Origin of the sequence: Micromonospora matsumotoense (genome assembly GCF_900091525.1) — a bacterium.
In the GTDB taxonomy this organism is placed as follows: domain Bacteria; phylum Actinomycetota; class Actinomycetes; order Mycobacteriales; family Micromonosporaceae; genus Micromonospora; species Micromonospora matsumotoensis.
The window spans coordinates 63,044-85,697 of sequence record NZ_FMCU01000004.1; the positions used below are offsets into that span (position 1 = coordinate 63,044).

At 74.1% G+C, this 22,654-nt stretch carries 17 protein-coding genes; 13 read left to right on the plus strand and 4 right to left on the minus strand.

Features of this window, described 5'->3' with window-relative positions:
* Nucleotides 1-93: 93 nt before the first annotated feature.
* Both GA0070216_RS10220 and GA0070216_RS10225 read right to left on the minus strand, forming a co-directional pair.
* The gene (locus tag GA0070216_RS10220; protein ID WP_091242957.1) at nt 94-1,068 is read right to left on the minus strand and encodes a DUF1702 family protein; all 975 of its coding nucleotides are present in this window, start codon (nt 1,066-1,068) and stop codon (nt 94-96) included.
* Nucleotides 1,069-1,202: 134 nt separating this feature from the next.
* Nucleotides 1,203-2,258 (minus strand): carboxymuconolactone decarboxylase family protein, encoded by a 1,056-nt coding sequence (locus GA0070216_RS10225; protein WP_176738899.1) that lies wholly within the window; start codon nt 2,256-2,258, stop codon nt 1,203-1,205.
* Nucleotides 2,259-2,724: 466 nt separating this feature from the next.
* Between GA0070216_RS10225 and GA0070216_RS10230 the strand changes: the two genes are divergently transcribed.
* Nucleotides 2,725-3,471 (plus strand): TIGR03084 family metal-binding protein, encoded by a 747-nt coding sequence (locus GA0070216_RS10230; RefSeq protein ID WP_245722445.1) that lies wholly within the window; start codon nt 2,725-2,727, stop codon nt 3,469-3,471.
* Nucleotides 3,472-3,531: 60 nt separating this feature from the next.
* Here GA0070216_RS10230 and GA0070216_RS10235 read toward each other — a convergent pair whose 3' ends face one another.
* Complete coding sequence (locus tag GA0070216_RS10235) at nt 3,532-4,527, minus strand: DUF1702 family protein (RefSeq protein ID WP_091242967.1); 996 nt, start codon at nt 4,525-4,527, stop codon at nt 3,532-3,534.
* A 425-nt stretch (nt 4,528-4,952) separates the two neighbouring features.
* Between GA0070216_RS10235 and GA0070216_RS10240 the strand changes: the two genes are divergently transcribed.
* Genes GA0070216_RS10240 through GA0070216_RS10250 form a run of 3 tightly spaced genes read left to right on the plus strand, consistent with a single transcriptional unit; the run spans nt 4,953 to nt 8,288 of the window.
* Nucleotides 4,953-5,522 carry a DUF5987 family protein gene (locus tag GA0070216_RS10240; protein WP_425413146.1) on the plus strand — a complete coding sequence of 190 codons (570 nt, stop codon included), beginning with the start codon at nt 4,953-4,955 and terminating at the stop codon, nt 5,520-5,522.
* On the plus strand, nt 5,519-7,156 hold the full coding sequence (locus tag GA0070216_RS10245) for an FAD-dependent oxidoreductase (RefSeq protein WP_091242975.1): 1,638 nt from the start codon (nt 5,519-5,521) through the stop codon (nt 7,154-7,156). Before GA0070216_RS10240 ends, GA0070216_RS10245 begins: the two co-directional genes overlap by 4 nt.
* A gap of 55 nt (nt 7,157-7,211) precedes the next feature.
* The gene (locus tag GA0070216_RS10250; RefSeq protein WP_091242979.1) at nt 7,212-8,288 is read left to right on the plus strand and encodes a carboxymuconolactone decarboxylase family protein; all 1,077 of its coding nucleotides are present in this window, start codon (nt 7,212-7,214) and stop codon (nt 8,286-8,288) included.
* Nucleotides 8,289-8,774: 486 nt separating this feature from the next.
* On the opposite strand, the gene GA0070216_RS10255 is transcribed toward GA0070216_RS10250, so the two are convergent.
* On the minus strand, nt 8,775-10,370 hold the full coding sequence (locus tag GA0070216_RS10255; RefSeq protein WP_176738900.1) for an FAD-dependent oxidoreductase: 1,596 nt from the start codon (nt 10,368-10,370) through the stop codon (nt 8,775-8,777).
* A gap of 369 nt (nt 10,371-10,739) precedes the next feature.
* Here GA0070216_RS10255 and GA0070216_RS10260 point away from each other — a divergent pair, with 369 nt between their 5' ends.
* From GA0070216_RS10260 to rfbH, 9 genes are all read left to right on the plus strand, one after another.
* A complete protein-coding gene (locus GA0070216_RS10260) occupies nt 10,740-10,919 on the plus strand; it encodes a hypothetical protein (RefSeq protein ID WP_091242982.1) in 180 nt (59 codons plus the stop codon).
* A 99-nt stretch (nt 10,920-11,018) separates the two neighbouring features.
* Nucleotides 11,019-13,022, plus strand: coding sequence for an acyltransferase family protein (locus GA0070216_RS10265; protein WP_141723035.1), 2,004 nt, complete (start codon nt 11,019-11,021; stop codon nt 13,020-13,022).
* Between the two features lie 111 nt (nt 13,023-13,133).
* Nucleotides 13,134-14,060, plus strand: a complete 927-nt coding sequence (locus tag GA0070216_RS10270) for an alpha/beta fold hydrolase (RefSeq protein ID WP_245722412.1) — start codon at nt 13,134-13,136, stop codon at nt 14,058-14,060.
* Nucleotides 14,061-14,275: 215 nt separating this feature from the next.
* Nucleotides 14,276-15,217: an ABC transporter permease gene (locus tag GA0070216_RS10275; RefSeq protein ID WP_091243887.1), complete on the plus strand. Its 942-nt coding sequence runs from the start codon at nt 14,276-14,278 to the stop codon at nt 15,215-15,217.
* Nucleotides 15,214-17,226 (plus strand): dipeptide/oligopeptide/nickel ABC transporter permease/ATP-binding protein, encoded by a 2,013-nt coding sequence (locus tag GA0070216_RS10280; RefSeq protein WP_091242991.1) that lies wholly within the window; start codon nt 15,214-15,216, stop codon nt 17,224-17,226. The genes GA0070216_RS10275 and GA0070216_RS10280 overlap by 4 nt, the downstream gene beginning before the upstream one ends.
* Nucleotides 17,223-18,080, plus strand: coding sequence for an ATP-binding cassette domain-containing protein (locus tag GA0070216_RS10285; protein WP_091242995.1), 858 nt, complete (start codon nt 17,223-17,225; stop codon nt 18,078-18,080). Before GA0070216_RS10280 ends, GA0070216_RS10285 begins: the two co-directional genes overlap by 4 nt.
* A gap of 47 nt (nt 18,081-18,127) precedes the next feature.
* Nucleotides 18,128-19,699 (plus strand): ABC transporter substrate-binding protein, encoded by a 1,572-nt coding sequence (locus GA0070216_RS10290; protein ID WP_176738901.1) that lies wholly within the window; start codon nt 18,128-18,130, stop codon nt 19,697-19,699.
* 159 nt (nt 19,700-19,858) lie between these two features.
* On the plus strand, nt 19,859-21,037 hold the full coding sequence (locus tag GA0070216_RS10295; RefSeq protein WP_091243002.1) for a nucleotide disphospho-sugar-binding domain-containing protein: 1,179 nt from the start codon (nt 19,859-19,861) through the stop codon (nt 21,035-21,037).
* Nucleotides 21,038-21,139: 102 nt separating this feature from the next.
* Complete coding sequence (rfbH, locus tag GA0070216_RS10300; RefSeq protein WP_091243005.1) at nt 21,140-22,444, plus strand: lipopolysaccharide biosynthesis protein RfbH; 1,305 nt, start codon at nt 21,140-21,142, stop codon at nt 22,442-22,444.
* Nucleotides 22,445-22,654: the final 210 nt, after the last annotated feature.

Genomic DNA, 22,654 nt, shown 5'->3' on the forward strand with positions numbered 1-22,654 from the left:
CGCCTGCCGAGGCGTGAGCAGGTGTGGGGAGGCTGCGCCGGGACCACCCGGCGGCGGCGGGACGGGAACAGGGACGGGGACGGGTCGTCCCGGTCAGTGCCTTCCGCGTACCCGTAGTTCGGCGGCGATGGCGCGACGCCAGATCTCGTAGGCGGGCTCCAGCGGGCTGTCGCCGTCGGTCGGCCGCTGCGCGTCGCAGATCCGGTCCGCCTCCGCCGGGGTGGTGCCGGCCAGCACCGCCGTCGCCCGGCCCGTGTGCGGGGTCTCCAGGCCGGCCGTCAGCCGGGCGGTCGCGGCGAACGCGCTGCCCTGGGCGACCTGGGCGCGGTGTACGCCGGCCCGGTCGAGGAACAGGCGCAGCTCGTCGGAGTCGACGCCACCGGCGTACGTGGCGGCCAGGCCGGCACCGCCGTAGAGGTCGGCCCGGCGCTCGGCCGGGAACCTGTCGATCAGGTCGGCGATCACCGTGGTGTCGGTGCCGCCGACGAACCACATCGCCCGGCCGATGCCCTGGTCGATGGCGCGCTGGGCGTACCAGCGGGGGCCGTCGGCCGGCCACGGGAAGTCCGGCTCCTGGTACTGCTCGTGCACGTACCGGCGGGTGTGGAAGTACGCCTGGTGGAAGCCGTAGCCGTCGAGCACCAGCCAGCGCAGCAGCGGGTCCGGGGCGGACAGCTTCGACCAGCGGAACCGGGGCACCCGGGCCATCGCCCAGCCGACCCCGACGTAGGCCATGTAGATGTGGTCGGCCCCCCGTCCGGCCAGGAACGTCGCCACCCGGTCCGACCGGCCGCCCGGCAGGGCGTCCAGCACGGCGAAGCCCATCGCGGCCCCCTCGTAGGCGAAGCCGCGGAACTGCGGACGGATCGCCTCCAGTGTCGGCTCGGCGTCGGCGGGGTGCCGGGCCTCGGCCGCCGCGGCGTACCCGGTCAGAAATGACTCGCCGACGGTTTCCAACAGTTCGACGGCGGCCGGATTCTTGCGGTGGAAACCGCGAACATCCAGTTTGGTCTCCGACAACGAGGGCGTGAGAATGCGTCGCCGCAATCTCCGGAATGTATTCGACACCTGGCGTCCCCCTATCTTCTCGCACGTCAGGAGGGATGCCTCCTGAAGTTATGTTTTCAGCGGCGAAACAGATCGTCTACTTCAAAGGTGCGACACCGGCGCATTACCCGATGCCCCGGAATTGGTCGGCCGCGTCATCGGATGGCCGGACCGGGACAGCGTCGGCCGACCTCCCGCGCCGCCGCGTACGCCGCCCAGGCCACCGCCTGCACCAGCGCCCGGTCGGTCGGCGCGGCCCGGCGGAACCCCGCGACCACCCTCTCGTCCACCAGGTGGGAGGCGAACGCGGTCAGCAGCACCAGCCGACCGGCCGCCCGGTCCGGCTCCGGCAGCTCCTCGACGGCCTCGTCGCACCAGCGCCGGCCGGGGCCGGGTGGCTCCCCGTCCCAGCGGTCGAGCCGGCCGCGCACCAGGGTCCGTACCGACGGCGGCACCGCCTCCTCGCCGGCCCGGTCGAACGCCCGGTAGGCGCGGGCCGTCGCCTCGGCGATCACCGGATCGGCGGCGGCCCACCCGGCGTCGACCGGCAACGCCGCCGCCGGCAGCAACGCCAGCGACCGCCCCGGCCGGGGCGCGGCCCGCAGGGTGGGCCGCAGCAGCCGACCGACGGCCCGCTTGAACCGGCGACGGGCGGCACCGGACAACCCGGCCGGCAGCAGATGGTCGGGCAGGAAGACGTTGACCACCCGGGCCAGGTAGTGGAAGGCCACCACCACGCCGACCAACTCCGGGCCGTGGGCGGCCGGGAACGGGGCCGGCGTCGTACCGGTGTGGGCCTGCCGGGCCCAGCTGGCCACCGACCGCACCACCGGGTCGCCCAGGTCGGCCAGCCGGTCGTCGGCGACCGCCTCCGCGTCGTCCTCGGTGGCCAGGTCGTACAGGCTGATGCTGTGCATGTCCACGCAGTACGGACAGGTGTTGGCCACGGAGACCCCGGCGGCCACCGCCTCCTTGGTGCGTCGGTCCACCGCCCGGCCCGCGAGCAGCGGCTCCCGCATCAACATCCAGTACGCGGCGAGCACCGGCGGCGCCGGGGAGTGCAGCAGCACCGGCGGCACCACCAGCTTCTGCTCGTCCTGCGCCTGGGCGTAGACCTCGGCCACCAGGCCCCGGGCCACGCCGGCCGGCACCGGCGCGACGTACCTGACCTGGCGGCGTACCACCGATGACGCGACCCGTGCGGCGACCATGGTCCCTCCCCCTGGCGGGCCCGCCGGCGTGCCGGGGTTGGCCGGACGTCGACGGCCGGGCCCATCGTGGTCAGCATGCGCCGGACGGCCCGGCCGGCGGTTCTTCCACGGTGCGCAACCCGGCGCACGGGCACGGATTCGCCCCGGTCGACCGGCCCGCACAATCGACCGCGAGCGCCGGCCCCAGCGGCAGCGACGGCGGGCTGCCGCTGCGCATGACGAGAGAAGACAGCGCCCGCGCCCGGCCCGCATGCTGCTGATGCTGACGTGACGCCGTCGGCGTGGGGCCCGGCCACCGGCCGCCCCGGCGCGCGGCGGCGACGGGATCGGCGTCGTGCGTGGCAACCGGCGCCCTCGGACGCGCCGGGCCACGCTCGCCACAACTGACGAGCGAGAGGACAGACGCGTGAGCGCACGAAACGACGTCTTCGTCGACCTGGCCCTGGAGGGTGACGCCGTCGACCGGATGGTGGCCGACCTCGACGAGGCGCAGTGGGCGCGGGAAACCCCCGCGCCGGAGTGGACCATCGCCCACCAGATCGCCCACCTGGCGGCGACCTTCCGGCTGGCGGGCCTGGCCGCGGCGGACCCGGCGGGGTTCGTCGCGCTCGCCGGGCAGTTCGGGCCCGACTTCAACCGCAACGTGCGGACCGCGCTCTCGCCCTACCTGTCCGCGCCGCCACCGGCGCTGCTGGCCAAGTGGCGTGAGGAACGGGCCACCGCCGAGCAGGCCCTGGTGGCGGTGCCGGCCGGACAGCCGGTGCCCTGGCTGGTCCGACCGCTGCCCGCGCCGGTGCTGGCCGCCGCCGGCATGATGGAGCTGTTCGGTCACGGGCAGGACATCGCCGACGCGCTCGGCCTGCGCCCCGAGCGCACCGACCGGCTCCGGCACCTGGTCGACTTCGCCGTGCGGACCTGGGACTTCGGTTACCAGGCCCGGCAGCTGGACACGCCGGACGTCGAGTTCCGGTTCGAGATCACCGCGCCCTCCGGCGGACAGGTCTGGGAGTTCGGGCCGGCGGACGCCACCGAGCGGATCAGCGGCCCGGCGGCCGACCTGTGCCTGCTGGTCACCCGCCGCCGGCACCGCGCCGACCTGGCGCTCACCGCCGTCGGGGCGGAGGCCGACCGCTGGCTGGACCTGGCGCAGGCCTACCGGGGCCCGGCCGGCCCCGGCCGCACCCCGGGCCAGTTCAGCACCGTGTCGGCCTGACGCGTCGGCGGCCCCCGTCCCGGTCGGGACGGGGGCCGCCGGCTGTCCACCGGCGAGGGGTCAGGCGGGGGTCGCCGGGTCGGCGGCCGGCACCCGGTCGCGCACCCGGGCCCGCCACAGCTCGTACGCCGGCAGGTCCGGCCCGGCGGCGGCGTCCACCGCGACATCGTCGGCCAGTACGGAGGCGTGCTCCACCGTCATCCCGGCGAGGGCGTGCAGCGCCACCCCGGTGTGCGCCGGGATGTGGCCCGAGTAGTCGCGGGCCTTCGCGGCGAACACCGCGCCCTGGCCCAGGTGGGGCCGGTCGACGCCGCTGAGCCGGGCCAGCAGGGCCAACCCGTCCGCGTCGCAGCCACCGGCGAAGGTGGCCGCCAGTCCGACCCCGCTCCACAGGTCGGCCCGCCGGGACCGGTCGAACCGCTCCACTGCCGTGGCCACCTGGGTCGGCTGCGCACCGTGGATGAACCACAGCGCCCGGCCGACGCCCTGGTCGCAGGCGCGGGCGAAGTAGTCGGGGTGCCCCTGCCACGGGTACGGCGAGGGACGGAACTGCCCGCCCACCCAGCGGTCGGTGTCGAAGTAGGCCCGGTCGAAGCCGTACCCGTCGACGGCCAGCCAGCTCATCGTCGGGTAGTACCGCATGCCGGTCAGGTCGGGCAGCACCCGTCGCCACAGCGGACGCGGCAGCCGGGCCATCGCGAAGCCGATCCCGATGTAGGTGAGGAAGGTGTGCCGCTCGGCCCGGCCCCGCAGCAGGTCCCGGGCCCGGTGGCCACGCCCGCCGGCCATCGCGTCGCGCACCGTGCAGGCCATCGTCGCCCCCTCGTAGGCGAACCCGCGCAGCTCGACGTCGACCAACTCCAGGCGACGTTCCACCTCCCACTGGTCGCGGGCGTCGATCGCCCACTCGAACCCGCAGATCACCGCCTGTGGGATGGCCTCCAGCCGCCGGGTGACCGCCGACTCGGCGACGGGGAAGCCGCGCCGGGCGAAGGTCACCTCGGCCAGCGACGGGGTGAGCAGCAGCCTGCGGATCGAACCGAGGGTGGTCGGCATGGACATCTCCCTGGGGTACGCCGGACGGTCGGTCCGTCGGCAACGGTCGGGACCCGCCGGGGCACCTCGGGGCGCACGCCGGTCACGGGTGCACTCATCGTCCGGGCCGGACCGGTTTTCCCGCTTCTCCCGACGTGCGCAGGTGTCCGCCCGGGACGGGCCCCGACGCGGCGGACCGGGCCCCGGTGGCGGGCCACCGGGCCGGTGACGGCGGCACCGATGTCGGGCCGCGGCACCCACCGCACTTCGGAAGGTGTTTCGGTGCGGTCGATGCGTGCACGATGTGCGGCAGCGGAATCGCGCGGAACCGGGGCCCGAATTCTCCCGGACCGGTCGACACCGACATTCACGCACACCGTGTGAACGCAGAAAAGAGCATCCCGGAACCGCCCGGAACAATGTCGCACCGGACAGGAGGCGTCGCCGTGCAGCCCAGTATCACCGACGCAGACACAGCGCGGACAATGACCATCGAGGCCTTTGCCGACACCATTGTTCCGGGTGAGAAGAGAAGCCCGGACGACCCGGCCGTGGCCGGCGCCGCCCCCGGTGGCGGCGCGGTCGCCGCCGGGGCGCTGGAGTTGCTGGAGTTGCCGGCCGGCGGCCTGGCCGAGTCGCTCGACGGGCTGGCCCTCACCCTCGACATGCACGCCGGCGAGTACGCCGCCGAGCAGGGGGTCGCCCTGGACCCGGCGCTGCCGGCGTTCGTCGCCCTGCCGTTCGCGCACCGCACCGAGCTGGTACGCCGGCTGACCGACCCGGAGCACCCGGAGAAGCAGATGTGGGTGGGCCTGGCGCTGTTCAGCAACATGGCCTTCGACAGCGCGGCGCACCGGTCCACCGTGACGGCGCTCGCCGAAGGGCACCCCGGTCTGCTGCACCTCGGCTACCACCGGCCGGACGCCGACGGGTTGTGGCGGTACCCGAACTACTCCTACGGCCGCCCACTGGCACCCCTGCACCCCGACACGACCCCCACCGGGAGCCCGGCATGAGCAGCACCGAGAGCACCGACGTCCTGATCATCGGCAGTGGCTTCGGCGGCGCGATCACCGCCTACCACCTGGCCGCCGGCGGCGCGAAGGTGGTGATCCTGGAGCGCGGGCCGTGGCTGTCCGGCCAGGACTTCGACCACGACTTCGAGCTCGGCTCGTCGTACACCCGGGCGTTCGACTTCGTCGTCGGGGACGGGATGAGCGTGCTCAGCGGCAACTGCGTGGGTGGTGGCAGCGTCGTCTACTTCGCCACCATGCCCCGGGCGCCCCGGTTCGTCTTCGAACGCCAGGGGTCGATCGGCCGGCGGATGTGGCCGGCCGCGATCAACCGGGACACCCTGGACCCGTGGTACGACCGGGTGGTCGAGGCCCTGCCGGTGACCGGCCAGAGCTGGGACCAGGTGCCGTACCCCGGTGGGCTGTGGGCGGCGGCCTGCGCGCACGCGGGCCGCACGGCCAACCCGGTGCCGTCGGCGATCGACCTGGACAAGTGCACCAACTGCAACTGGATGATGGCCGGGTGCCGGTTCGACGCCAAGCGGTCGCTGCTGCTGAACTACCTGCCGGCGGCGCTGGCCCACGGCGCGACGATCCGGCCGTTGCACGAGGTGCAGCACCTGTCCCGCACCGACGACGGTGGCTACCGGGTGCACTACCGGGTCGTCGACGACGAGGACTACCGGATCCTGCACGGCGCGGGCACCATCGACGCGAAGATCGTGATCGTCGCGGCCGGCGCCGGGGCCACCCCGGTCATCCTGCAACGCTCCGAGCCGACGCTGGGCAAGATGCCGTCGGCGGTCGGACGCTACTTCTCCGGCAACGGGGAGCGGCTCAACACCGCCGTGTTCGACGAGGACCGGGTCCGCGAGGTGCTGGGCCTGGACCGGGGCGACGGGGTCGCCTACGAGTCGTACCAGATCGGTCGTGGGCCGACGGTGGCCAGCTGGGACAAGCTCGACGCCAACCTGCCCGAGTACGAGCGGTACTCGCTGGAGCAGCTCTACTTCCCGCCCGGCCTGGGCACCATCCTCGCCCAGGTGCCCGACGCGACCGGCCCGAGCTGGTTCGGGGTGGAGAAGAAGGAGCTGATGCGGCACTTCAAGTCGTGGCTGACCGTCTTCACCATGTCCGAGGACGACAACGAGGGCGTGTTCGGGCCGCCACCGGAGACCGGCAACGCGCACCGGTTCTCCCAGCAGATGCTGGGGCACGGCCCGCTGCGGTACCAGCCCACCGCCAACACCTGGCGGGGCTGGAACCTGTCCGACGCCGACGTCAAGGACATCGTCGAACGCGACGGCCTGGCGAAGGTGATGCCGTGGACCAACGACCTGGTGGGCGCGTACACCGTGCACCCGCTGGCGTCCTGCCGGATCGGTGACGACCCGGCGACCTCGGCCCTGGACGACCGGCACGAGCTGCGCGGTCACCCGGGCATCTTCGTCACCGACGGTTCGGCGGTGCCCGGCGCCCTCACGGTCAATCCGGCCCTGACGATCAGCGCGCTGGCCGAACGGGCCGTCCCGGGCATCGTCCGGGCCGCCCAGGCGCGCGGGGTCGCGGTCACCTACGGCGCTCCCGCGCCGGACGGCGCGACCGCCGGCCGTCGCGCCGTGCTCCAGACTCGCTGACCTCGACCGCGGTCCCCCGGCATCCGGCCGGGGGACCGCGCCGATCTGGAAGGGGATGACCGTGGCGACCCTGTTGGCCCGCGCCACCCGGCGCACCGTGCTCGCCCACGTCCGGCACGTCCGACCGGTCGCCCCGCATCGGGCGGACGGACTCGTCGCCCGGGTGTACGGGCAGGTCGAGCGGGATTTCGGCATGCTGGCCCCACCGATGGCGTTGCACTCCCCCGCCCCGGACGTGCTGGCGGCGAGCTGGACGATGCTGCGGGAGACCCTGGTGGCCACCGGTCCGGCCGGCCGGGCGGCGAAGGAGGCGGTGGCGGCGGCGGTCTCCGCGGCGAACCGCTGCCCGTACTGCGTCGACGTGCACGGGGCCACCCTGGTCGGGTTGTTCCCCGGCGGCGACGGGGCCGGCCCGGCGGTGGACCGGCTCGACGACGGGCCGTGGAGCCCGCTGGCCCGGTGGGCCGGTCGACCGTCCCCGCACGGCCCGGCCGGGCCGCCGCCCGCCCCGGCGGCGCAGGTCCCGGAGCTGGTCGGGGTGGCGGTGGTCTTCCACTACCTGAATCGGATGGTCAACGTCTTCCTGCGGGACTCCCCGCTGCCCGACACCCCGTCGCTGGCCCGGGGTGTGGTGCAGCGGACGGCGGCCCGGGTGATGGGTGCGCTGGCCCGCCGTCCCTGCCCGCCGGGGGCGGCGTTGGAGCTGCTCGCGGCCGCCCCGCCCCCGGCCGACCTGGCCTGGGCGGGGGCGACGGTGCTCGCCGACGGACTGGCCCGGGGCTACGCCGCGATCGAGGACGGCGGCCGGCAGGTCGTTCCCGCCGGGGTGCGGGAGCTGGTCGCCGCCCGCTGCGCCGACCCGCAGGACGGTCCGGCCGGCATCAGCGCCCGCCCCTGGGTGGAGGACGCCGTCGCCGGCCTGTCCCCGGTGGAGCGTCCGGCGGGACGGCTCGCCCTGCTCACCGCCTTCGCCTCGTACCAGGTGACCGACGCCGTGGTGGCGGACTTCCGCGCGCACCACCCCGGTGACGACGCCCTGGTCACGCTCACCGCCTGGGCGGCCCTGACGGCGGCCCGGCGCTACGGTCCCGCGCTGGCCGGCGGCCCGGACGTGACGGAACCGACCGGCTGACCCCCGCCCTGGTCCCCGACCGTGGGTCGGGGGCGACGCGCGGCGCGGAGCCTGGGCACGGCGCGGAGCCTGGGCTGCGGTGAGCTGGGGCGCGGGGCGGAGCTGGGCGGTGAGTACGGCTCCCGGTGGGACCACCTTCCCCGATGCGCTTATGCCACCCAGTCATATTCATGACGCAGGGGCATACCACCTATCCGGCACACCATGCCCTCCCGGCACAGCGGCTCCCTGACTCGCCTCGTTCGGCCCGCCTCCCGGCAGGACGGCGCGCCACCGTCGACCGCTCCGGCACCTGCGTGGTGGCCGGCCAGAGCGCCGCCGTCCCCGCCTTCACCGGCTCTCCGACAGGACGGTGCCCCGACAGGACGGCCCGGTAGGCAGGGTGGTTGGGCAGGGTCGGTAGGCAGGGTGGTTGGGCAGGGTGGGTAGACAGGGTGCAGCCGGAGCCGGTTCCCGCGCCGGCTCCGGCTGCTGTCCCTGGGCCGGTCAGGACCCCGCCCGCTGCCCGGCGTCCACCGGGCCCGCCGGCTCGTCCCCCGCCCCGGTGGCCGGCGGGCGCACCGACGCCGCCGGAACCGACGACGGTGCCGACGCGGCGACCGTCGGGGAGAGCGGCGCGGGCGCAGGGACCGGCGCGGGCGCAGGGACCGGCGCGGTGGCCGGCATGTCCCGGGCCAGCCGGAGCACCCGCACCAGCAACGGCAGCCGCCACAGCGTGCGCGGCGGGTCGACCAGCCCGGCGACCCGCATGTACGCCCGGGTGACCTCCGGGTCCTTGGTCATCGCGTACTGGAGCCGGACCAGGTAGGCGTTGTGCAGCCGGATCGGCAACGACCGCGGCCCCACCCCGGGGAAGTCCAGGTCGGTGCGGGTGGACAGCTGCCACGGGTGGCGCATCTGCCGGGCCACGTCCCGCAGGTAGGAGCGACCGTCGGCGGCGGACTGCCCGTCGAGGAACCGGCGCAGCGCGGTCACCTGCATCGCCGCGGCGGTCATCCCCTGGCCGTAGACCGGGTTGAAACTGCACACCGCGTCGCCCAGCACCGCCAGCCCGGCGGGGAACCGGGTCAGCCGCTCGTAGTGCCGCCAGACACTGGCCGGGAAGGTGAAGGAGACCGCGTCCCCGGTCGGGTCGGCGTCGCGTACCGCCTGGTGGATGTCGGCCACCGGCAGGGTCCGGACGTACTCCTCGAAACCCGCCGGATCGGTCGGCGGATGGTCGCCGAGGATGCCGGTCAGGCTGAGCCGGAAGTCGCCGGTGGCGGTCTGCCCGAAGAACGCCCCCCGGGGGTGCTCGGGCGAGGCCACCGGATTGATCGCCACCGGCCCGTCGAAGGTGCCGGGCCGCCGCCGGTAGGTGCGGGTGGTGTACGCCAGCCCGATCGTCATCCGCTCCTCGACCGGCCGCTCGTAACCCAGCTCGGCCAGCCAGACGGGCAGCCGGGAGCCCCGACCGGTGGCGTCGACCACCAGGTCCGCGTCGAGCCGCTGTTCGGGGCTGCCCGGCGTACGCTCCTGGATCCGGACCCCGGTGACCCGGCCCCGGTCCGCGGTGGCCACCAGCCCCAGCACGTCGGCGTGCTGCCGGTAGGTCACGTTGGGCAACCCGGCCACCCGGGAGCGCAGGTAGTTCTCCAGCACCGGCCGGTTGCCGGCGACGGAGAGCAGCCCGGTCTCGGTACGGGCGATCGGGCGGGCGTTGAAATACCACCGCATCAGCCCGAAGTCGCGTACCGGCAGGCCCAGTTCCTTGGCGTCGTCGAGCAGGCCGGGAAAGAGGTCGGACAGGATCAGGTAGCCCCGGGCGTGCAGCCCGTGCGCGTGTACGGCGTGGGACGCGCCCTTACGCATGCCGGTGACCCCGAGCACCTCGTCCCGGTCCACCACGACGACCTCGCGGTACCAGTCGGACAGCACCCGGGCGGCCAGCGTGCCGGCGATGCTGCCGCCGGCCACCACCGCCCGGTCCCCCAGGATTCGTGGCGCTCCCGGTGTCGACTGCCGGCCGCCGAACGCGGCGCGCATCCGGTCGATCATCCCACCGCTTCGCGCGGTCCTGCTCGCTGCGACATGGTCGCCCATCTGCGGTGCCTCCCTGAACTCGGTCGGCGGCCCACGCGGGGCGGGGACGGGAACGCCCCGCCGCGCACACCGCCGGGCGTGCGGCTCGCCAGGTGTGCTGCCCATGCAAGCAGAGGACGAGGGGGTAGCACGTCCTCGTACGTGCCCAATGCGGACGGTCACCTCCGGCCGGTCGGCGGTGCCGGTGGGCGCGGCGGTGGCCGGCCCGACGGGGTCGACCGACGGGGCTGAGCACGCTCGGAGATGACCTCCCACCTCGCCGGATCCATCCTCGAACCGGTACGACGGGTGCCGCCGACAGTCGCGGCCCCGGCGGTGCGGTGCCGGCGCCCGGCACCACACGGACGGTCGAGACGAGGAGGCGGACACGTGCCGCAGGTGACCGAGAACGAGGACGGGACCACGACCTTCAGCATCAACTCCGCCGAGCTGCGCCGGCTGCGGGACGTGGTCCTCGACCGGCTCCCCGAGTTGAAGCGGGCACTGGAGCTGGCGGAGAGCCCCGAGGTCCGTACGACGCTGCGGTTCGTGCGGTCCGTCATCCGCTGACCACCGGCCCGCTGGACGCCGGCGACGACCATCCCGCGTGCCGTGGGCCCGGCCGGCTCCCGGTCGACGCCCCGCCGGCCGGACCGAAAGGACGAGTACGTGAGCGTGACGAGCAGGGACAGCGGCGGGGCCCCGGCCCCCACGGGCAGGGCGGGCGGCGACCGGGACCCGGCGATCTTCGGGATTCGCGGGTTGGCGGCGTTGGCGCTGCTGACGGTGCACGTGGCGATGTTCTCCGGGCTGTTGGGCACCAAGGCCCTGGGTACGCCCCGACCGCCGAGCAACTTCCTCGGCGCGTTCTTCGTCAGCGGGCTGCCGTCGTTCATCGGGGTGTTCTTCGTCCTGCCCGCGCTCTACCTCTACCTGCCGTTGGCGCGGGCGATCATCGCCGGGCGGCCCCGCCCGCCGCAGGGCGCGACGATGGTCCGCCGGCTGATGCGGCTGCTCCCGGCGTACTACCTGATGTATCTGGTGGTGCTGGTGGCGCTGAACCGGGACGCCATCGACGGCCCCTGGTACGTGCTGCGTCCGTTGCTGCTGTTGCAGATCTACTCGCCGAGCCCGTTCGCGCCGCACTTCATCAACGGGATGGAGGTCAGCTGGACGGTGCCGAGCATGGTGCAGTGGTACCTGGCGCTGCCGCTGATCGCCTGGGCGAGCCACCGGTTCGCCGCCCGGGGCGCGACCCCGGTGGCGCGGGCCCGCCGGTTGCTGCTGCCGGTGCCGGTGCTGATCGGCATCGGCGTCGGCTGGCTCTTCTTCGTCAAGGGCAACGGCTGGGACAACCGGATGGTGTTCTGGTGGCCGCAGGGCTTCGCGCCGACCATCGGCATCGGTCTGGGTCTGGCCGTGCTGCTGGCGCTGTCCCAGGTGTCGCCCGGTGACACCCCCCGGCTGCTCCGGGTCGCCGCCGTACGCCCGGGGCTGTTCTGGGTCGCCGCGATCGCGGTCTACCTGGTCAACTGCGCCCGCCCGTTCAGCGTGATCGGGATGGACGCGATCTACTCGACCAGCGGCCTGTTCATGACGTACCTGATGGTGGCCCTGTTCGGGTTGTTCGCGTCGCTGCCGCTGGTGTCCCCGGGGGCGGCCCGGACCCGGGTGGTGGACGCGGTGCTGACCGCCCGTCCGGTGGTCCACCTCGGCAAGGTCTCCTACGGCGTCTACCTGTGGCACTTCGCGGTGATGCACTTCTACCTCCAGCCGGGGGCGGTGTTCAGCGGCGCCGTCCGCCCGATCCGCGAGCTGTACGGCACGGCCGGGTTCTGGGAGCTGGAGACGGTGACCCTGCTCGGCGCGGTGCTGCTGGCCACGCTCAGCCACCGGCTGTTCGAGCAGCCGCTCGCCGCCCTGGTGGACGCCGCGCTGGCCCGGCGACGGCGGCCGACGCCGCGACCACCGGCGCTGCTGCGGGCCCCGTTGCTGGCCACCGCCACCGTCGACGTGCTGTCCCCGCCGCAGGCCGGGGCCGCCGTGGCGGCGGCGGTCACCGACCGGGACGCCATCCAGACCAACCTGGTGGACCTGGAACGGCACCTGGACCGGCACCTGCTGGCCGCCGCCGAGCTGACCGGGGAGTCGGCCCGCCGGTGGGCCGCCGCGCGGGCCGACCTGGCGCAGCTGTGGACCGTCTACCACGCCTACTCGGCGGTGGTCGACGAGGTGGTCCGGCCGTTCGCCGGTCCCGGGCAGCCGTCGGGGGCGGAGCTGGCCCGGGTCAGTGCTCTGCTCGACCAGGCGTCGGTGGTGGTCACCGGCCCGCCTCCGCCGCTGGCGCGGCGGCGGATCACCGACGACGGCCGGGTGGAGCTGACCGTCGCGGCGGCGGTGGCCCGGATGGACGAGCTGTTCCGGGGGGTCGCCGAGGTGGTGACCGCGGCGGAGGCGGTGTGGGAGACCGCCGGGGCGCGGCTGGACCGGATCGACGCGGCACTGGCCCACCGGGCCGGCGCCGACGGGGCGGACCCGGAGCCGGCGGTGCGCCAGGCCGACCGGCTGCGCACGGCGGTGCGGACGGACCCGTTGGCCCGGTGGCGGGACGGGGCGGTGGTCACCGACGACCTCGACGACCTTCTCGGCACGCTGGAACATCTCGTGGCATAGCCGGTGTTTTACGCGGTTTGCTCAGGCGGTGGGGCGGATAATCATCCCGCACGGTGACCGGCGGTGGTCGCGGAATTCCCGCGCGTGGTCCGAGGGCATGAGGAGACCGTCTTGAGTACACATCGGACCGTTGGCGACGAGGACCTGTTGGCGGGGACGGAACGACACGTCCCCGCCAACGGCGTGCAGCTCTGCGTCGGCACCTTCGGCTCGCCGGACCACCCGGCCGTACTGCTGGTCAGCGGGGCGTCCAACTCGATGGACTGGTGGGCCGACGGGCTGTGCCGGCGACTCGCCGACGGCGGCCGGTACGTGGTGCGCTACGACCACCGCGACACCGGCCGGTCCACCGGCTGGCCGGCCGGCGACCCCGACTACCACTTCGACGACCTGGTCGCCGACGCCGCCGCCCTGGTCGAACAGCTCGACCTGGGGGCCGCCCACGTCTGGGGCATCTCGATGGGCGGCGCGATCGCCCAGCGGCTCGCCGTCGCGCATCCCCGGCGGGTCGCCTCGCTGACGTTGAGTTCGACCAGTCCCGCCCTGCGGATCGGCGAGCGCCCCTACGACGACCTGCCGCCGATGTCGAAGGCGCTGATGGCCAGCTTCGGCGAATCCCGTCCGGACCCGGACTGGGCCGACCCGGACGCCGTCGTCGACCACATCGCCGCCGGCCAGCGACCGCTGACCGGAACCGTCCCGCTGGCCGGGGCGGAGCTGCGGGAACTCGTGGCACGGGCGGTGGCGCGCACCGTCGACATCCGGGCCAGCCTGGCCAACCACTGGTCCATCGACGGCGGCGCCGAATACCGGGACGCGCTGGGTGGGATCACCGTACCGGCCCTGGTGGTGCACGGCACCGAGGACCCGCTCTTCCCGTACGGACACGGGGAGGCGTTGGCCGCCGAACTGCCGGTCGCCCGGCTGCTGCCGTTGCCCGGGGTGGGGCACCAGATGCCGCCCCGCGCGACGTGGGACGTGCTCGTGCCGGCAGTCCTGGCGCACACCGGTGACGGGCGCGGGAAGCCCACCGGGTGAGCACGTCTGCGGAAGACAACCGCACCTCCGCTCTGCCAGCGTGGACACGGCCCCCGACGCGCCGCTGATCACGTCCGTCGGTGGGTCGGCCCTGACCGCCGACGGCTGGAGCGTGACGCCATCAGACTCGACCATGCCGGCGACCCGGCCGGCCGTACGACCACAGGGGGGATCGGCGTCCGTGCGGATGCCGGTGCGGACGGCCACCGGTGGCCATGGTCCGGCTAGTCCTGCGCCGACTGGCCTGGACCGGGCCGTTGCTCTTCGTCGTCTCGGTCCTCTGCTTCCTGCTCATCTCGCTGGTGCCCGGTGACCCGGCCCGCACGGTGCTCGGCCCGCTGGCCCCACCCGAACAGGTCGAGGCGCTGCACCGGCAGATGGGGCTGGACCGGCCGCTGACCGTGCAGTACCTGAGCTGGCTGGCCGACGCCGTGCACGGCGACCTGGGCCGCTCGGTGAGCACCGGGACGGCGGTGGCCCCGCTGATCGCCAGCCGGCTGGCGCCGACGGTCTCGCTGATCCTGCTGACCACGCTGACCGTGGGCGTGGTCGGCACCGCCCTCGGTGTACTCAGCGCCGTCCGGGGTGGACCGCTCGGCCGACTGGTCGACGTGGCCTCCGTGGTGGGGCTCGCCGTACCCGGATTCTGGCTGGCCCTGGTCCTGATCACCTGGCTGGCGGTGCGGTGGCGGCTGTTCCCGGCGACCGGCTACGTCCCGTTCGGGGAGTCCCCGGTGGGCTGGCTGCGGTCGCTGGCCCTGCCGGTGACCGCGACCTCGCTGGCGGCGGTCACCGCCGTGGCCAAGCAGACCCGCGATGCCATGCTGGACGTGCTGAGCCGGGACTTCGTCCGGGTGATGCAGGCCAACGGGTTGTCCACCCGGTCGATCGTCTACCGGCACGCGCTGCGGACCGCGGCGGTGCCGGTGGTCGCCCTGCTCGGAGTGATCTCCGCCAGCCTGCTCGGCGCGACGGTCCTGATCGAGAACATCTTCGGCCTGCCCGGCCTGGGTTCCGGGGCCGCCCTCGCCGCCGCCCAGCACGACATCCCGGTGCTCCAGGGCGCGGTGGTCTGCTACACCCTCATCGTCGTGGCGATCGGGCTGCTCGCCGACCTGGCCCAGGCGTGGCTCGACCCCCGGGTGGGGGCCCGGTGAGCGGGCCCGGCCCGGCGTCGGCGCGGTTGCTGCGTCGCCCGCTGGTGCTGCTCGCCCTGCTGTGGCTGGCGCTGGTGCTGGTGTGTGCCCTGCACCCGGAGCTGGTGACCGGCCGGGACCCGGTCGACCAGGACCTGCCCGCCGCCCTGAGCGGGCCGTCGGCCGCGCACCCGCTCGGCACCGACCGGCTCGGCCAGGATCTGCTCAGCCGGCTGGCGTACGGCGCGGCGGGCACCCTGTGGGGGGTGCTGGTGGCGGTGCTGACCGCCACCGTGGTCGGGGTGGGTCTGGGGTTGCTCGCCGGCTACCTCGGCGGGCTGGTCGACGCGCTGGTCGGCCGGCTGGCCGACCTGCTGTTCGCGTTGCCGGCCATCGTGATCCTGCTGGTGGTGGTGGCCGTCTTCCCGGGTGACGTCACGATCGCCATGCTGACCTTCGGGTTGCTGCTCTCCTCCGGCCTGATCCGGGTGGTCCGGGCCGCCACCCGGTCGACCCGGGAGGAGCTGTTCATCGCGGCCGCCCGGCTGGCCGGGCTCTCCACGCCGCAGATCCTGCGCCGGCACGTGCTGCCCCGGCTGCGCGGCCTGGTCATCGTCCAGGCGTCGCTGGTCGCGGCGGTCGCCCTGGTGATGCAGGCGAGCCTGGCGTTCCTCGGCTTCGGGCCACCGCCGCCGGAGCCGAGCTGGGGCGGCATGATCGACGAGGCACGGGCGGTCATCGTCCGGCATCCGTGGGCCCTGTTCCCGCCGGGGCTGGCGGTCGCGTTGACCGTGCTCTCCTTCGTGCTGCTCGGCGACGCCGCCCGCGACGGCGCGACCGCCGCCTGGTCGGCGACGAAGCTGGCCCGCCGCCGACGCCGGTCACCCGGTGCGGGCGTCGCCCGCACCACGGCACCCGCACCGGCCCACCCCACGGGGTCCGCACCCGCCCACCCCTTGGGGTCCGCACCCGCCCACCCCGCGCTGTCCACCCCGGTCCACCCCGTCGCACCGCCGCCGGCCGGCACGCCCCGCCACGCCGACACGCTGCTGTCGGTACGCCAGCTGTCGGTCCAGCTCCCGGCCCGTCCCGGCCGGGGGGCGCGGACCGGCACCACCGTGGTCAGCGACGTCGACCTCGACGTCGGCCCGGGCGAGATCGTCGGTCTGGTCGGCGAGTCCGGCTGCGGCAAGACGGTCACCGCGCTGAGCATCCTCGGGCTGCCCCCGGGCGACGGCCGAATCACCGGCAGCTGCCACTTCGCCGGCGTCGACCTGGTCGGGGCCACCGACCGGCAGTGGCGCACGGTACGGGGCCGCCGGATCGGGTACGTCGCCCAGGACCCGATGGTCAGCCTGGACCCGACTTTGCGCGTCGGCGTCCAACTCGCCGAGGCGGTCCGCCGGCACACCGGGCTGGGTCGGCGTCCGGCCCGCGCCCGGGTGCTGGCGCTGCTGCGCGACGTCGGCCTGCCCGCGCCGGAGACCGCCGCACGGCGGTACCCGCACCAGTTGTCCGGTGGGATGGCCCAGCGGGTGGCGATCGCGTTCGCGCTGGCCGGCGACCCGGACCTGCTGATCGCCGACGAACCGACCACCGCGTTGGACGTCACCCGGCAGGCCGAGATCCTGGCCCTGCTCGCCCGCACCAGCCGGGACCGGCGGATGGCCGTGCTGCTGGTGACCCACGACCTGGGGGTGGTGGCCGCGCTCTGCGACCGGGCGGTGGTGATGTACGCCGGTCAGGTCGTCGAGTCCTGCCCGGTGACCGACCTGTTCGCCCGCCCCCGGCACCCGTACACCCGGGGGTTGCTGGCGGCCGATCCGCACCGGGCGTCCCGGTCGGGCCCGCTGCCCACGATCAGCGGCACGGTGCCGGCCCCCGGGGACTGGCCGACCGGGTGCCGCTTCGCGCCGCGTTGCCCGCTGGCCGGGGAACCCTGCCGGCGCGCCCCGGTGCCGCTGGACCGGCTCGGCCCCGGGCACGCCGTCCGGTGCGTACGGCCCGACGAGGACCGGGTGGCGGCGTGACGGGGCAGCCGTTGCTGGCGGTGCACGACCTGGTGGTCGACCTCGGGCAGCGCCGGACGGCGACACGTGCGGTGGACCGGGTGAGCCTGACGGTGGCCGCCGGCGAGACGGTCGGCCTGGTCGGCGAGTCCGGCTCCGGCAAGTCGACGATCGCCCGCGCGATCCTGGGCCTGACCCCGGTCACCGGCGGCCGGATCGCGATCGACGGGGTGGACGTCACGCACGCCGGCCGGCGGCAACGCCGGGCGCTCAGCCGCGATGTGCAGTTGGTGTTCCAGGACCCGTTCAGCTCGCTCAACCCGGCCCGCCGGATCGGCGACTCCCTGGTCGAGCCCCTGCTCAACCGGCGTGGCGTCGACCCGGTGCGACGGCGCACGCTGGTCGCCGAGGCACTCGGTCGGGTGGGCCTGCCGGCCGAGGCGGTGCACCGGTATCCGGGGCAGTTCTCCGGCGGGCAGCGGCAGCGCATCGCCCTGGCGCGGGCCCTGGTGGGCACCCCCCGCCTGCTGGTCACCGACGAGCCGGTGTCCGCACTGGACCTGTCCGTCCGCGCCCAGATCATCAACCTGCTCGCCGACCTCCAGGCCGAGCTGGGGTTCGGTCACCTGTTCATCGCCCACGACCTGGCGGTGGTGCGGCACCTGTCGCACCGGATGGTGGTGCTCCACCAGGGACGGGTGGTCGAGTCCGGTGACGCCGAGGAGGTGTACCGGCGGCCCGTGCACCCGTACACCCGGGCACTGCTGGCCGCCGTGCCGGTGCCGGACCCCGGCCGGGCCCGCGCCGCGCTGGCCGCCTTCGCCCGACAGCCGCCCCAGGCCGGGCCGGTGCCCGGCCGCTGTTCGATCTCCTGACCAGACCCCTCCCCCTCGACACCGGCGTCCGCCGGGAAAGGATGGCCATGTTCGCGCATCGTCCGCGCCGGAGCGTCCACCAGGTACGAGTCCTGGTCGCCGCCGCGCTGCTCACGGTCGGCTCGCTGACCGCCTGTTCCGGCACCGCCGAGGAGGGCGGCGCCACCGACGACGCCACCCTGACCCTGGCGGTGGCGGCCCCGCCGACGCTCGACCCGTACAAGGCCAACATCGACCTGAACAACATTCCGACGGTGGCGCTGGCGTACGCCCCGCTGATCCGGATGAACGCCGACCGGACGTTCACCGGGGAACTGGCCGAGTCGTTCGGCTACGTCGACCGGCAGAACAAGGTCTTCCAGCTCAAGCTGCGCCCGGGGGTGACCTTCGCCGACGGCACCCCGCTGGACGCCCCGGCGGTGGTCCGGTCGCTGGAGTACATGCGGACGGTCAGCCCGAAGGCGAAGACCTGGGCGGCCACCATCGCCAGCATCACCGCGCCGGACGCCGGCACGGTGGTGGTCACCAACAGCACCCCGAACCCGGTGATGCGGCAACTGTTCAGCCAGGCGATCCTCTCCGGCTCGGTCGTCTCCCCCGCCGGGCTGACCGACCCGGGCCAGTTGGCGCAGCGCACCTTCGGGGCCGGCCCGTACCAGCTCGACCCGGCCGGCACCGTCGCCGGCGACCACTACACCTACCTGCCCAACCCCCGGTACTGGAACAAGGACGGGCAGCACTGGAAGAAGGTCGTGGTCCGGGTGCTGCCGGACTCGAACGCCACGGTGCAGGCCATCCAGGCGGGGCAGATCGACTACGCCGCGCTGAACGCCGACGCCGGGCCGGCGGTCGTCGCCGCCGGGCTCACGCACATCACGGCGAGCGTGGCGGTGCTCGGCATGGTGCTCGCCGACCGCGACGGCACCGTCGCCGCGCCCCTGCGCGACGTGCGGGTACGCCAGGCGCTGAACCACGCCATCGACCGGGCCACGATCGCCAAGACGATCTTCGGCGAGTTCGCCCATCCGACCAGCCAGATCGCCGCCCCCGGCTTCGACGGCTACCAGGCGGCCCTGGACGACCGCTACCCGTACGACCCGGACCGGGCGAAGGCGCTGCTCGCCGAGGCGGGTTACCCGAACGGCTTCACCGTCAAGGCGGAGGCGCACACCCCCGGCATCGCCGCCGTCGCGCAGGTGGTGGCCGGGCAGTGGAAGAAGATCGGGGTGACCGTGGAGCTGACCACCGACACCCAGGTGCCGCAGTGGCTGGAGCACGTGATGTCGCGCAAGTTCCCGGTGACCGCGTTCGGCTACGGCAACCTGCCGACCTACCTGTCCTCATTGGACTTCATGCGGCCGGTGGCCAACCCGTTCAACCCGTACGCCACCAACGACGCGCAGCTGCGGCAGTCGTTGGAGCGGGCGGTCGCCGAGCCGGACCCGACCACCCAGGCGGGGTTGTTCCAGCAGGCGGTGGCCCGTCTCACCGACCTGGCCTGGTTCGCGCCGGTGGTGCGGATGGACGGCATCGCGGTGACCGGCACCCGGGTCGCCCCGCTGGAGGCCGCCGCCGACAACGGCCTGCCGAGCGTGGTGACGGTCCGCCCGGCGGGCTGACCACAAACAGGTCCACAGTGGTCGGCGCGGGACCGGGTACGACGGCACGCTGGGAGGTGTCTGACCTCCCGGCCTCTGCCACGATCTATTGGTAATGGTCACTACCGGTATCCGTCGCCGCGCAGTTCCGGCGGCGCCCCTCAGCCGTCGGAGCCGCAGATGCGCGTGCTGATCACCAGCGCACCCATGCACGGTCACCTCTTCCCGCTGGTGCCGCTCGCCTGGGCGCTGCGGGCAGCGGGGCACGAGGTGCTGGTCGCGTGCACCGAGCACTTCGTACCGACCGTGACGCAGGCCGGGTTGCCCGCGATCTCCAGCGGGCCGGGGATGGACATCCGCGAGCTGATGCGGCCGGATTCGCCGCACGGCATCGAGGACGACCCCTACGGACACGGCGAGGTCTTCGCGACAATGGCGTCGCGAAACCTCGCCGGCACCCTGGCCACCGTCCGGTCCTGGCGACCGGACCTGGTGCTCGCCGAGCGCTCCGAGTACGCCGGCCCGGTGGCCGCGCGCGCCGAGGGCGTCCCGTACGTCGAACTGCACTGGGGTGTCGCGGAACTCGTCGAGTACCGGGCGGCCGCCGAGACGGTGCTCCGGGGTGACCTGCACCGCCTCGGGTTGACCCGGCTGCCCCGGGCCGACCTGGTGCTCGACCCGTGGCCGCCGAGCCTGCGGCAGCCGCACGCCCGGACGCACGTCGGGCTGCGGGCGGTGCCGTACAACGGCGTCGCCCGGGTGCCGGACTGGTTGCTCGACCCGCCGGCACGGCCCCGGATCGGCCTGACCATGGGAACCGTGCTGCCCCAGCTGACCGACGGCGGGATGGGTGGACTGCTCACCGGGCTGGTCGAGGAGTTGGCGACCCTCGACGCCGAGCTGGTCCTGGCCATCGACGACGAGGCCGCCCGTCAACTGCCACCGCTGCCGTCGGCCGTCCGGTACGCGGGCCGGATCCCGCTGTCGGAGCTGGTGGCGACCTGCCGGTTGCTGATCCACCACGGCGGTCAGGGGTCCGCCCTGACCGCCCTGGCCGCGGGTTGTCCGCAGATCGTGCTGCCCAAGTTCGACGACGCGTTGGAGAACGCGGAGGCGATCGCCGCGGCGGGGGTGGGGTTGGCCGTCCGCCTCGACGTGGCCACCCCGCGCGGGGTGGCCGACGCGGCGGCGCTGGTGCTGGGCCAGTCCCGGTTCGCGGTCACGGCCGGGGCGGTGGCCGGGGAGATCGCGGCGCAGCCGTCCCCGGCCGAGACCGTCCGGGCGTTGGAACGCCTGGCCGGGCGGGACACCGCCGACGCCTCGCCGGCCGGCGGGTCGGGCGCCCGGGGGCGGCGGTGACGGCCCCCGGCCGCCGCCCGCTGGCGCCCGGCCCGACCCGCGACCGGTCCGGCCCCGCCACCGGTACGCACACCTGTCGCGATCACGAGAAGGAGTCCGGGCATGAGTGACCGTAGAGCGCTGCTGCTCGACGAGGTCCGTAAGTTCCACCAGGACGCGCAACCCAACCAGCCCTTCATCCCGGGGGTGACCGAGATCTGGCCCTCCGGGGCGCTACTCGACGCCGAGGACCGGGTGGCGCTGGTGGAGGCCGCGCTCGACATGCGGATCGCGGCCGGCCCGCTGGCCCGCAGGTTCGAGTCGGAGTTCGCCCGCAAACTGCACCGTCGCAAGGCGCACCTGACCAACTCCGGCTCGTCGGCGAACCTGCTGGCGGTGAGCGCGCTCACCTCGGACCTGCTGGAGGACCGGCAGCTGCGCCCCGGCGACGAGGTGATCACGGTGGCGGCCGGCTTCCCCACCACGGTCAACCCGATCCTGCAGAACGGCCTGGTGCCGGTCTTCGTCGACGTCGACCTGGGCACCTACAACACCACCGTGGAGCGGGTGGCCGCGGCGATCGGCCCGCGGACCCGGGCCATCATCCTGGCCCACACGCTGGGCAACCCCTACCCGGCGCGGGAGATGGCCGAGCTGGCCGACGCACACGACCTGTTCTTCGTGGAGGACAACTGCGACGCGGTGGGCTCCACCTACGACGGTGACCTGACCGGCACCTTTGGCGACCTGTCCACGGTGAGTTTCTATCCGGCCCACCATCTGACGATGGGTGAGGGTGGCTGCGTGCTCACCTCGAACCTGGCGCTGGCCCGGATCGTCGAGTCGCTGCGCGACTGGGGACGGGACTGCTGGTGCCCGCCGGGCGAGTCGAACACCTGCCTCAAGCGGTTCAAGTACCAGCTGGGCACGCTTCCGCAGGGGTACGACCACAAGTACATCTACTCGCACGTCGGCTACAACCTGAAGGCGACCGACCTGCAGGCGGCGCTGGGGCTGACCCAGTTGGCCAAGCTGGACGAGTTCACCGCGCTGCGCCGGCGCAACTGGCGGCGGCTGCGGGAGCGGCTCGACGGGGTGCCGCACCTGCTGCTGCCGGAGGCCACCCCGAACAGCGAGCCGAGCTGGTTCGGGTTCGTCGTCACCGTCGACCCGGCGGCGCCGTTCACCCGCTCCGAGCTGGTGGCGTTCCTGGAGGACCGGCGGATCGGGACCCGGCAGTTGTTCGCCGGCAACCTGACCCGGCACCCGGCCTACCTCCACCAGCGCTACCGGGTGGTCGGCGAGCTGACCAACAGCGACATCATCACCGAGCAGACCCTCTGGGTCGGCGTCTATCCGGCGCTCACCGATGAGATGATCGACTATGTCGGGACGTCGATCTTGGAGTTCGTCGCCGGCCGGGGGTGAGGGCGGGAAACACCCGAAGACGAGATGACGAATTCCATTTCGGCTGCCCTCGCCGACCACCTGACCCGATGTCGCCGACCCCACTGCGAAAACGACGCGGCACCCTACCGCCGCGCCGACTTACCCCATCCTGAGCTGCGGTTCTGTATCGTGCCGATGCGGCGGTGCCGGTTTTGACCTACTGGTGGGACAATCATCTCCGACCTTGGA